The following is an 11,933-nucleotide window of genomic DNA, read 5'->3' as shown; positions in this document are numbered from 1 at the left end:
GATCGTGATACGAGTCACATCCCTGCATCTGATCTGTGCCATGGCCTTCGGATTATGGAGCACGCCGGCCTGGGCGGACTCCCTCTGCGCCGACAAGGCGTTGCAAGCCACAGCAGACGCACAATTGAAGAAGGCCGAAGAGCTTGAGCGGGCCGGCCGGCCCCGCGAGGCCTATGCCGCCGCCGCGAAAGCGGACAGCGACTGCGTCAGCGACACGAAACGGCATGACGCCTTGCAGCAACGCACCGCCAAAGCCATCGGCGCGGAAGACGAAAAGAAGTCGCATTTGCAGGACGCGTTTGAGTGGTATGTTCGCGCGAAGGCAGTGGCCGACGCGGGCCGCATGCAGCGCAAACTGGTCGAAGCCAAACCGGACGACACCAACACGGTGAGCCATGCGATCGACTACTTCTCTCAGCAGAACGACAAGGCGCAGGAACAGGCGATGCGAGGCCACGCCTTGAAGCAGGTCGAGAAAGCCCTCGCGGAGGAAGAGAAACGGTTCGCGTCGTTCACCAAGGATTCGCTCCACGAACTCCAACTGGCGAAGAACTGGGCCTATTATGCCAAAGCGGGCGAGGACCGGATTCGCGCAAGGGCCGCACAACGCGGCGATACCCTCGCGGCTGAGGAAGGGCGAAAATTCCTCCACCTGGCCATTTCCTATTACGAGCAGGCCGATCGTCCGGACGGCGTCAAAACAATTCGCGAGAAGGCGCGGCTTCTGGCGAAACGCCATGAGGCCAAGGGCGAAGGCGAAATCGCCGCAGAATTCTACGCGATGGCCGGCGAAAACAAGCAAGCCGAAACTGTCCAGAAGCAGACCGAGCAGCGCCAAGCACAGGCCGAAGAAGGGCGCAAGAAGACCTTCAAGAAAGAGCAGGCCGATCTGGAAAAAGCGCTCGGTTTTTGAGCGCCTCCGTCGCACCGCCACTCGTTTCCGGCTGACGTTTCCACTGAGGCCAGACAGACCAACCAGATGGGCTGTGGCACACGACGCCAATACGCCATCACGCCTCCGACACGATCTCCGCCCCGACTCAATGTCTCATGCATCCCCCTTCTCTTTCCCATCGCCCCTCATCATCCTCTTGCCTCATTTCTCCGGTTGTGGGATAAGCGCGGCACGAAATCCGCGCACCCACTGTGGTGTCAGATTCCCAGCACGCAACCACACTGACACCCGATAGGTTTCACGATCTGAATTCGAGGACAAGTCATTCGAGTCACCAAACGGCAAGGGACGTCACGCCTCACCACTCAGCAGTAGGAGCACACCATGGCGAACACACAATCCGGCAAGGTGAGTTGGTCAACCTCGGACGGCTGGGACGTTCGTGCAACGGGCGCTGCTCGCAGTGGTCGACGGGCGGCCTCGGAGCCGCCGGATCCATTTTTGGCGAGTCTCACGGGAACAAAACGCTGGCAAATCGAACAGACCCTCACAGCCACGCCCAAGGCCAGGCGCGGCGATGGAACACCGGCTCCCCTCACTGTGGATGTCGAAGGTGGCACCGACGACATCTACGTGGTGATGACGCGTTATGCTTCCGGCGCCATCCGGTTTCACATGCCCAGCGAGCCGGCTCGTCGCGGAAAGCGCAGAGGGACACGCACGGTGTATCGGTTTTCGATCCCCGTTCCAGCCGCACCAGTGCCCGAAGCGGGCGGACGCCGTGGATTCATCAGCGCCGCCATCAAGACTGTGGTGCTCAAAGTGGCCAGCAAGATTGCCGACTATGCCCTCGCCAAACTCGCCCTGCTCTGGGAGACCACCACCTGGAAGCTGAAGGATCGACGGGAAGGATGGCTCGCAGTCACCCCCGAAGGACTCGCCAGCAACGACGTTCTGCCCGCGGCTGATCTGCAGACCCTGAGTACCACCGGACGCAATCTCTTGTTCATTCACGGGACGTTTTCAAGTACGACCGCCGCGTTCAAGGAATTGGCCAAGACTCAAGGCCGCAACGGCAAGACACTGTTCGCCGAACTGCAGGACGTCTATGGGAATCGCATCTATGGCTTCGATCACTTTACCCTCAGCCGCACGCCTGAGGAAAATGTGCGCATGCTCCTCGAAGCTCTGCCCGAACGCCCCACCACGTTTGACGTGATCACCCATTCACGCGGCGGCTTGGTCCTTCGACATCTCGTTGAGCGCCGCGAGCAGTTCGGGAGGCTGGCCGATCGTTTTGCCGTCGGTCGCGCCGTGCTGGTCGCCAGTCCGAACGGGGGAACCCCCCTCGCCTCGCCGGACCACGTCACCCAGTACACGAACTGGCTGTCCAACGTGATGGAACTGTTCCCCGAGAATCCCTTCACCACCGGCGTGGAATTCGTGAGCGAGGCGTTGTCCTGGATCGCGCGACGGTTGGTCGGCAGCCTCCCGGGCTTGGCCTCGATGGATAACAACGGCGACATCATTCGGGCCTTGCAGGATGCCCCCGGCCCTCCGGGCGAGGCGTATTCGGCCCTGGTGGCGAACTTCGAACCGAACGGCGCCTTGCTCCAACGCATCATCGACGCGGGCGCCGATTTGTTTTTTCCGACCGCGAACGACCTCGTCGTGCCGACCGAAGGCGGCTGGCGTGTGGATCCGGGAACCGGGACGGCCGCAATTCCGGGGTCCCGTGTCGGCTGTTTCGGCTTGGGCGGAAATCTTGTGCAGCAGCAGCCCGTAAACCATGTGAACTTCTTTCAGGATCCCGGCACCGTGGATTTTCTCGTCCGGGCCTTACGCGGACAACCACAGCCCGCCACACCCATCGACCTCGAACATGACCTGCCGTCAGGCAGGCGTCGAGGTGCCGCTCGAATGGAATCACCTTCGCCCGCCGTGGCCGCCACACCACGCGAGGAACCGACCGCAACACAACCGGCGCGCCCTCCTCAACGTGTCAGCGCACCCGTCACCTCGCTTACGCCCTCGCCGGAGCCTGACGACGTGTTTCACATTGCGCTCATCGCTCCCAAGCAGGGAGCTGATGTCGCACAACTCATCGCCACGTTTCGCAACGCCCGCGTGATGGAACATCTGCACACGGGAGGCGAGCAGAGAAACGTTGCGACGTCACGCCGGAACACCGCGGGTCATGCGCCAACGCAGTGGGACCGGATCAAGGCAGGCCAGGCGCATATTCAAGGCTACATCAACGGAGACCCTGCCTACCCGCAACTTCCGAATGAAGCCGAGCTCCAGCAAATGGGTGGAGCGCTCTTCGCCGCCCTGCTTCCCGGACAAGTTCGCCGGCTGTATGATGCGGCCCGCTCAGAACAAGTCAGCCAGCGACTGAACCTGATCTTCACCTCGGACATCGGGTGGATTGCCGACCAGTCGTGGGAGTTCATTTATGACCCCGATCGCAGAACGTTCCTGGCACTGGAGGAAGTCAATTTTACGCGCAACGTGCTCACGGCCATTCCGGCTGAACGCATACCGGCTCGCCCCACCATGCGCATCCTCGTCGTGGTCGCCCAACCACTGGGACTCGGCACCCTCTCGGTAGAGGAAGAAGCCGACGTGATTCGCAGCGGATTCCGCCGCCTCCTCGACGCAGGACTGGCCGAGGTCGAGTTGCTCCTCGACGCCACTCCGGAGCTGTTGCATCGCACCCTGGAATCCGCCACGGCCCCCATTGACGTGCTGCACTTCATCGGCCATGGGGAATACAACAAGCAGACCGATTGCGGATACCTCATCTTCGAAAACCAGGACGGAGGCGAACAACGGTTGGATTCCTCTACCCTGCGCCAAATCGTCTGCCGCCGGGGCATTCGTCTGGTCTGTCTGAATGCCTGCGAAACCGGCCGTGGCGGCCGACAGGATTTCAGTCGCGGCGTGGCGCAGGCCCTTATTGCCGGGGGAGTACCTGCCGTGGTCGCCAATCAGTACCCGGTGCTGGACGTCTCCGCCACCGCCTTCTCCCGTCACTTCTACTGGGCCCTGGCGATGGGACACAGCATCGGCGATGCCGCCCGTGAGGCGCGAGTGTCGGTCAACTACTCGATCTCGGGTGAAGCGATCGATTGGGCCGTCCCGGTGGTCTTTGCCCGCAATCCCGCACAACATCTTTGCCTGCCAAGGACGGCGGCCGAATACGAACGGACGAGAAGCGCGGCCGTACGCAGCCGACGACGCGCCGTGGAAAATCGCATGCGAATCGGCATCTGGAATGCGCATCGCATGATTCCCCATCTGCCGGACATCTGCGAGCGTCTGACGAGAGCGCAAACGCAGTATGCCTTTGAACCCGTTTCCTTTCCCGCACCGATCGGCACCTGGCGACGGGAACAGGAGAAGGATCAGGCATTCGTGGTGGCGGAAACGCTGTACGAGCGCTTGAAAACGAAACCGAAGGAGTTGGCCGTCGAGCAACTGATCTGCATGATCAATTTTCCGTTGAAGGATGCGCGGACCAGCTACCTGTATTATTGGCGGCGGGACCCGCTGATCGTAACCTCGACCTTTGAGCTGCTCGAACAACTCAACGAGCGGGACTACACGGTCGAGCGGATGATGGCGCACCTGGCGGCGGCGGTCGTCGCGGGAATTCCCCCGCACCCACGTCGGGTTGGGCCGGCCGATTGCCCCCTCTTTTACAACGAGAAGCGGGATATTCGATCGATCGCCGGGCGGCTCACGTTTTGTGCGAACTGCCGTAAACAATTTACGGACAAAGACGCGAAGCAGCGCCTGCAGGCAGCCGAACAGATTCTCGCGGCCTATCCGTAGACGGCGCGATGATCATTGGGGCTGCTGGAACTGTCGCACGGCCTTGAGCAAATTCTCCGGCGTGCCGATGTCGAGATAACGTTCGCCGGGAAACGTTAGGCTTTGGATTGAGAGCCCGGCCCTCAAGGCAGCCAGGAGGACGACGCCGACGGCCAGATCACCACCTGGGTCGTTGGCCTTACTCGCGAGCCGATCGAGATTGCGCCTGGTTTCATCGGCTCGGAGAAACGAGTGGAGGAATTCCGTGAACGCCGGAGTCCAGACCGCGCAGCACCAGCCATGGGTCAACAGGGTCGAAGCCGGTTTCATCACGATATCGCGAACCAACCCCGCCTCGTCACAATCCACCATATCCCAGACCCGCGGGTCTTCGATCTCATGCAGACCCAACACCACATCGGCTCCGGTCTCCTCCTGCCGTTTGATCAAACGGGCATAGGCATCGCCAGGCCCGAAAAGAATATCCGGAAACCCAAAGGCCACGCGCTTCTGAGCCAGGAACGGATGGGCACGATCGAGGGTATCAGGTGGTCCCAGCGATCCGGCGATCACAATATAGGCCAGTGAAAGACCAACCAGGTCGCCCTCCCGGAAATAGTTGGGAATGTCCCACTTGCCGTCTTTGATGACGAGGAAGGCCTTGGTGATTCCGGCCGCCTTGAATTTCTCCAGTAAGTACTGTGCCGCCACTTTGGGACGAAGGGTTCCGCTCTTTTCATCCGGCATAAAGCCGACCGGGTACACTTCCTTGCTGCAAGGAAACGGCTGCAGGCGCTTCGCGGATCCGGCGGCCGGCACGAGACCTACCACTTCTAAGTGCTCTTGGAGAAGATCGCCTGAATCCGCTTTCGGATCGTTCATCGCAACGTCCCCTGTTCATTTGCTGACTGCTCGCCGGTAATTTCTTTGTAGTACGTTTTCACCATTGCCACACGGCCAGGTTCAACAATGACCAATTGGCGTTGATCGAAGGTGTTCGCACAATAGAGATACACGAACTCACCGGCCCGCCCCCACTCGACGTGCAGCTGTCGTCCATCCGCCTCTGTCCTGGTGACCTGATCAAGCACCTGTTTCGCGGGAAGATCCAGCCAGTCCTGCTGCGCCGACGCTCCATGATTTTCGTAAAGGGGCTGATCCTGAGGTACGTGAACGGAACGCAGCTGCTCTATCGTGAGTGGAGAGACACGGTCAGGCTCAGGAGACTCATCCCACGGTAGGGGATTCGATGATGGCGCCAGTCCGGTGACATACAGAGGACCGTCATCCGACACCTCCTCGATCGAGCGATACCGGACCAGTTCAGGCGGCGCGAGCAACTGCAGGCCGCGAGCCGCGAGCGCTCGCTGAAAGGGAATCCGCCGCGCGAGTTGCCTCGTTTTTTCAAATACCATCACACGACCGTGCGGCGTCAACGCTCCGCGGAGCCGGTCCAAGCGTGGCCCCACTCCCGTCCGCTGCTCAAACATCTGTTGGGCCTGTGCATCCGGCACCCGCGTGAACCCCTTCCAGTCGCAACTGGGAAGCCCAGGATCCTGTTCGGTTTGGAGCAAGACATGGGTCGCCACGATCACGTCAAACCGACCGGCGAGACTGTGCTGATCCAGATCGACGCATTCGAAACGGAGATTGGTGAGACCAAGGTCCTGCGTCCGCTGTCGAGCGAGGGCGATGGAGGCAGATGAACGATCGATACCGACGAACGTGGCATGGGGGCATTGTGCGGCATAGAAGGTCGTCAGGAGGCCTATCCCGCAACCGACGTCGAGAATCGTTCCGGCATCCTCGAGCCGAACGGCGATCCGCGATCCGACCTCCACGTAATATTCGTACCGTTGACTGTAGAGCGCGGGAACGGAGCGGGGGCGCGCCGTCAGATCATAAAACGCAATGTCCGCGGCGGATCCATGGGCTGCCTGCCGTTTCGCGTCGATGGACCGGTGGAGCGCATCGAGTTCTTGCGGCGTGAAGACGTCGCGTTGCCAGGCGAAGTAGGCGGCATCGGATTCGATGTGTCGAAGGCCCCACCAGGCGAGATGCCGTTGCAGGCGAGTGCGAATCTCGTCGTTCCCATCAGCGGGCACGAAACCCTCTTTCCGGAGGTGGCCGATACGCGCGGTGTACGCTACGGCCTTTTCAGCATGATGGCATCTTCGTACGCCAGAGGCACCGGATGCGGATGCCGGAGCTGCCCGCTGCCGAACACCACATACTTCTCGCACGTCAGCTGGTTGAGGCCGATCGGTCCACGCGCGTGATGACGGGTGGAACTCAAACCGATATCCGCACCGAATCCCAGGCTGTCGCCGGCGTTCAGGCGCGAGGATGCATTGACCAGTACCGCCCCGGCATCAACCTCACGGGTGAAGCGCATCGCGGACTCGTACGACTTGGTGACAATGACACAGGTGTGGCTGGGACCATGTTGTGCGATATGCGCGAGGGCATCGTCGAAACCGGGCACCATCTTGATGGCCATGCTCGGTCCCTGAAACTGCCTGCGCCAATCACTCTCCTGGGCCGGCTTGACCGCTTTGTGCCCGGTCATCAACATCTGTCCCATCAAGGATACGGTTTTCGGACAACCGTAGATGTCGATCTTGAACTCATCCAGCAATCGTAGAATCAGGGCCGACAGGAGCGGGCGCGCAATTCCCTGATGGACCAGCAGCGTATCCAGCGAGTTGGGGGCCGACGGATTCTGCACCTTGGAGTTGACGACGATATTTTGCGCGAGCGGGATTTCGACGTCATCGTCGATGTACACGTGCGTGATCCCGCCGTCGTGACAGAGAATCGGCATCTTGGCCTGCTCTTGCACCACCTTGCGCAATCCGGCGCCGCCGCGTGGAATGATCGCATCCAAGGCTTTCCCGGACTTGATCAGTTCCAGCGCCGCTTCCTTCTCAGGTCGATCAATGATGGTGCAGGCCCCTCGTGGAATTCCTGCCTCCGCCATCGCCGTGGTCAGGCCGGCGGCAATGATTTGCTGCGTGTGCGTCCAATCCGGCGACCCGCGAAACACACAGACGTTGCCGGACTTCAGGCAAAGTGCCAGCGCATCGATCGTTTCCAGCGGCGACAGCTCCGAGACGATGCCGATCACTCCGATCGGCACGCGCACTCGCCCGACCTGTAACCCATTCGGCTCGTCATGCCGGCCCAATACGTCTCCCAGCGGGTCCGGCAAATCCGCGATGCGGTGCAGGCGATCCACCAAGGCCTTCACGTCGTCTGCCGTCATACGAATTCGCGCCACGGCATCGCGCACCCGTTCCCGGTTTTCATACCCCGTCATGGACTTGCCGACCGCGTCTACATCCGTCTCGTTGGCAGCAAGGATCGCCTCCTCACTCTCCGCAATCGCCGCCGCCATGGCCCGCAAGGCTTTGTCGCGCACAGGCCCCGTGAGTAAGGCAGTGGGACGAACCGCTTCCCTGGCCGTCTTCAATACCTTATCGAGGTATAGTTTAACTGGAACTTCAACCATTGTGACCCCAACGTCGTGAGTGGGTAAGGTGGTGACCCGGTGTGCGCCCGCAATGCCCAGAGAATCGGTCGATCACCAGAATCGCGGCAACAGGTCGTATTCGCGCCGGACTATACCATGCGATTTTTTTGTGAGTCAAAGACGGGACCATCGGCCTGCTCGCGTTGTTGGGAAGCTAACCATCGGCCCAGCCAGGCCCATAGCAGCATGAGGGGAACCAGGGCCCAGGCAATCTGGGCGGTCGTCACGCCCAGCGCCTTGATGCCGGAGACCAGCCACCCGGTCGACGCATCCCCGGCGCGCGAAATGGCCGTATCGATGAAGTTCTTCGCTTTATACTTTTCCTCGCGACTGACGACCGTGAACAGGACCTCTCGCGCCGGTTTCGACAGCGCATATTCCCCCACCCGACGAAGCACCGAAAAAACGACATACACCGCCAAGCCGGGCCAGAGGGCGATTCCCAAAAACCCGACGAGACTGACGGCCGGCAGAAAGAGTAAGGCCACGACCAATCCAAATCGGGACACCACCCGGGTCGTGATGAAGAGTTGCGTCAGCCACGTTAGGAGATTGGTGGCGAAATCGAGCATGGAAAAGAACCGCGTCCTGACTTCAGGCTGAGTGAAATGCTCGGCCACCAGCCGCATCTGCTCGAAGTACAGGAACGTGGCCGTCATCGTGAGACAGGTGAGATACCCACAAATGCCGAGGAGATACGGCGACGACCAGACCAGGCGAACACCGGCCAGAAGCCCGCCCCCCAGTGGCTCACCGCTATTCTCGCGATGGAAGACGGACCGGCTCCGGCTCCAGACCTCCAGTCGGTAGATGCACCAGATGCAGGCCGCCAGAAACAGCGCCGAGACCAGCATGAGGATCGGCACAGGAAAGACATAGGTGAGACCGGTGGTGATGAGGGGACCGAACAGGGCCCCCGTACTGCCGCCCGCCGCAATGACTCCGAAGAGTCGGGCCCCCTGGGCCGGCGTAAACAGATCGGCCATGAAACTCCAAAACACCGACACCACGAACAAATTGAATACCGACAGCCAGACAAAGAATCCGCGGGCGACCCATTCCATGGACTGGCGATTCGTCATCAATAGGTACAGCACCAGCAGGTTCGTGATGAAGAAGAGGTACACCGCGAGCAACAACCGATAACGCGAGTACCGTGCGGACAACCAGCCGAATAGAGGGGTGACCGCCAGCAAGGTGAGAAACGTGGCCGTCATCATCCAGGGTAGATTCTGCACGCCTCCTTGGATCGCCATCTCGTCGCGCACCGGACGAAGAATGTAGTACCCGCAGAGGAGGCAGAAAAAATAGCCGAACGACCAGGCCAAGGGCCGCAACTCCTGCGGCTCTGCCTGAACAAATCGGCTCACTGAACGACGCAATGTCTCCATGGGGCTCCGAGTGGGCGCCAGTGTAGCAGGCCGGCGATCCCACGCACGAAGAAAATTTGCTAGAATGCCGCCCACGTTCCGCAGTGACGCAGTGTCACTCCCCCTGGAGATACGTCCTCGCTCATGATCGATCTTCGCAGCGATACGGTCACCAAACCGACTCCCGCTATGCGCGAGGCGATGGCCCACGCCGAGGTCGGTGATGACATATACGGGGAAGACCCAACGGTGAACCGGTTACAGGAGGTCGGCGCGGCGCTCGTCGGCAAGCGAGCCGCGCTGTTCGTGCCGTCCGGCACACTCGGCAATCAACTCTGCCTCCGGGCGCATGCTGAGCCTGGACGTGAAGTGATTGTTGAGGGTCAGTGTCACATCATCCGCTACGAACAGGGTGCGGCGGCCGCGCTGGCTGGTGTCCAACTTCATTGGGTCGGCGGCAGGCAAGGCCTCATGACTGCGGAGCAGGTCGAAGCCGCCATTCGTCCCATCGATCCCTACAGCATTCAGACCGCACTGATCTGCATTGAAAACACGCACAATGCCGGAGGCGGAACCATCTACCCGCTGGCGACGATCCAAGCCATTCGCGCAGTCGCGAACGCCCACCGCGTGCCCATGCACCTGGATGGGGCCAGACTGTTCAATGCGGTCGTGGCATCCGGAGTCTCCGCCGCCGCCTATGCGCATTATTTTGAGACCGTGACTTTCTGCCTCTCCAAAGGCCTGGGTGCGCCGGCCGGATCATTGATTGCGACCGACGATCCGACCATCCTGGAACGGCTCCGGCGCTTCCGCCGCATGTATGGAGGCGCCATGCGCCAGTCAGGCATTCTGGCGGCTGCAGGACTCTACGCAATGGAGCACCACATCCCTCGGCTGGCGAACGATCACGCACATGCCACACGATTGGCGGCCAGACTGCACCAGATTGCTTCGGTCGCCATCAACCCTGCCGCAGTGGAAACGAACATTCTGTTCTTCGACGTGCACCACCCACGACTCACGGCACCGGCCTTCGTCACGGCCCTTAGACAGGAAGGCGTGCTGCTGAATGCCGTCAATGCGAAGACCTGTCGCGCCGTCACGCACCTGGATGTGTCGACCGATGCCATTGACCAGGCCGCCGACGCCATCGCCCGCATCCTTGCATGAACACCTCGCCGTCACATTGACAGACCGCCTCCCCGCTCATAAAATGCACGCACGCGGATCGCAGCAAAGGGGAATGGGTGTCACTCCACGCCGTCTCGTTTCAACAAATCAGTCGCATTCTCGACCTGACCGATGCCCTGGGCATCAATCGTGAGTGGGTAGAGATTCCTCTCTCGCCGGAAAGCCCCGGCATCGTCCGCAAACTTCCTAATGGAAAACTTGAGATTATCGTGGATGCCGACCAGCCGTTCGATGCCTGGCTCGGCACCTTGGATCAACAGATACGACGGGTACAGGCCTCCTGACCACGTCGAAGGTGAGATATGGACTCGCAGATCGCTGATTCGTCCTCCCAGTCGACACGCACGCTTCCCTCGTCCGAAGAGTTGAAGGCGGAGTTACTCGAGATTCCCGAACCACCCGAAATGCCTCCAGCCGTGCCTCCACCCGGCTATGACGACGCGCTGGCAGGGGCCGTCAAATATATTCGCGCCAAACGCGGCGGGGACTTGGTCGGTATCATTCTCGTGGGTTCAGGCGCACGTCGCACCGTCACGGCACACAGCGATATCGATCTGATTGTCCTGGTCAAGGGACCGGCCGACGGGCAGGAAATGATCCGGGTGGGAGACCGCCTGGTCGATATTCGATATGGTGAGCACCAGACGGTGGGCGAGGATCTCGCCTATTCCCCCCGTCTGGCGCCGTTACTCCGGAAGGGCCGGATTCTCTACGATCACGAAGATATCGCCGCCCAACTCATCGCCAAAGCTGCGCAACGGTTTCGCCAGGGACCACCGGCTGCCGGGATCCATGAACGCATCCGCCTCAAGGCGGAATGTTTACATTGGCTGGGCAAGGTCGAGGACCTGCGCGACCGACCCAACACGGCGCAATATCTCCTGCAACTGTTCTTCGAAGAGTGCGTGTCGGCGTTCTTTCGCATCCGAGGCCTGTGGTTCACGGCGCCGGTCGATACCTTGCGATTCCTGGCCTCCCGCGACCCGGCGCTCGGAGAGTTGGCCAGCCAGTTTTTGAGCGCGGCGACCCTCCACGACCGGCTGACCGCCGGACGCCGATTCGCGGACACCCTCTTTCGCGAGATTCCCCTTCCGCCCCGCGTGGACTGACCAGGCCTCACTGTCTC

The 11,933-nt window shown here is 60.9% G+C and carries 9 protein-coding genes; 5 read left to right on the top strand and 4 right to left on the bottom strand.

Features of this window, described 5'->3' with window-relative positions; genetic code table 11:
• Positions 1–4 precede the first annotated feature (4 nt).
• Together JNL86_02305 and JNL86_02300 are read left to right on the top strand one after the other, a co-directional pair.
• Positions 5–913 carry a hypothetical protein gene (locus JNL86_02305; GenBank protein MBL8041733.1) on the top strand — a complete coding sequence of 303 codons (909 nt, stop codon included), beginning with the start codon at positions 5–7 and terminating at the stop codon, positions 911–913.
• A 366-nt stretch (positions 914–1,279) separates the two neighbouring features.
• Positions 1,280–4,732 carry a CHAT domain-containing protein gene (locus JNL86_02300; protein ID MBL8041732.1) on the top strand — a complete coding sequence of 1,151 codons (3,453 nt, stop codon included), beginning with the start codon at positions 1,280–1,282 and terminating at the stop codon, positions 4,730–4,732.
• A gap of 12 nt (positions 4,733–4,744) precedes the next feature.
• Here JNL86_02300 and JNL86_02295 read toward each other — a convergent pair whose 3' ends face one another.
• From JNL86_02295 to JNL86_02280, 4 genes are all read right to left on the bottom strand, one after another.
• On the bottom strand, positions 4,745–5,593 hold the full coding sequence (locus JNL86_02295; protein MBL8041731.1) for a hypothetical protein: 849 nt from the start codon (positions 5,591–5,593) through the stop codon (positions 4,745–4,747).
• Entirely contained in the window at positions 5,590–6,816 is a 1,227-nt protein-coding gene (locus tag JNL86_02290) for a methyltransferase domain-containing protein (protein MBL8041730.1), read from the bottom strand. Before JNL86_02290 ends, JNL86_02295 begins: the two co-directional genes overlap by 4 nt.
• A 41-nt stretch (positions 6,817–6,857) precedes the next feature.
• Positions 6,858–8,222: a glutamate-5-semialdehyde dehydrogenase gene (locus JNL86_02285; GenBank protein MBL8041729.1), complete on the bottom strand. Its 1,365-nt coding sequence runs from the start codon at positions 8,220–8,222 to the stop codon at positions 6,858–6,860.
• Positions 8,223–8,332: 110 nt separating this feature from the next.
• On the bottom strand, positions 8,333–9,634 hold the full coding sequence (locus tag JNL86_02280) for an MFS transporter (GenBank protein MBL8041728.1): 1,302 nt from the start codon (positions 9,632–9,634) through the stop codon (positions 8,333–8,335).
• Between the two features lie 123 nt (positions 9,635–9,757).
• On the opposite strand from JNL86_02280, the gene JNL86_02275 reads away from it, so the two are divergent.
• The 3 genes from JNL86_02275 to JNL86_02265 all read left to right on the top strand — a co-directional run bounded on the left by JNL86_02275 (position 9,758) and on the right by JNL86_02265 (position 11,916).
• A complete protein-coding gene (locus JNL86_02275) occupies positions 9,758–10,786 on the top strand; it encodes an aminotransferase class I/II-fold pyridoxal phosphate-dependent enzyme (protein ID MBL8041727.1) in 1,029 nt (342 codons plus the stop codon).
• Between the two features lie 77 nt (positions 10,787–10,863).
• Complete coding sequence (locus JNL86_02270) at positions 10,864–11,091, top strand: hypothetical protein (protein MBL8041726.1); 228 nt, start codon at positions 10,864–10,866, stop codon at positions 11,089–11,091.
• An 18-nt stretch (positions 11,092–11,109) separates the two neighbouring features.
• Entirely contained in the window at positions 11,110–11,916 is an 807-nt protein-coding gene (locus tag JNL86_02265) for a nucleotidyltransferase domain-containing protein (protein MBL8041725.1), read from the top strand.
• Positions 11,917–11,933 lie beyond the last annotated feature (17 nt).

The organism is Nitrospira sp., from assembly GCA_016788885.1.
In the GTDB taxonomy this organism is placed as follows: domain Bacteria; phylum Nitrospirota; class Nitrospiria; order Nitrospirales; family Nitrospiraceae; genus Nitrospira_A.
The sequence above is the reverse complement of the archived record's forward strand: the minus strand, read 5'-3'. Positions and strand labels throughout refer to the sequence as shown.

What these genes read in the sequence shown, in the direction of transcription:
- JNL86_02300 (MBL8041732.1), top strand. Translation starts at nt 1,280, where the DNA reads ATGGCGAACACACAATCCGGCAAGGTGAGTTGGTCAACCTCGGACGGC.
- JNL86_02295 (MBL8041731.1), bottom strand. Translation starts at nt 5,593, where the DNA reads ATGAACGATCCGAAAGCGGATTCAGGCGATCTTCTCCAAGAGCACTTA.
- JNL86_02285 (MBL8041729.1), bottom strand. Translation starts at nt 8,222, where the DNA reads ATGGTTGAAGTTCCAGTTAAACTATACCTCGATAAGGTATTGAAGACG.
- JNL86_02280 (MBL8041728.1), bottom strand. Translation starts at nt 9,634, where the DNA reads ATGGAGACATTGCGTCGTTCAGTGAGCCGATTTGTTCAGGCAGAGCCG.
- JNL86_02275 (MBL8041727.1), top strand. Translation starts at nt 9,758, where the DNA reads ATGATCGATCTTCGCAGCGATACGGTCACCAAACCGACTCCCGCTATG.
- JNL86_02265 (MBL8041725.1), top strand. Translation starts at nt 11,110, where the DNA reads ATGGACTCGCAGATCGCTGATTCGTCCTCCCAGTCGACACGCACGCTT.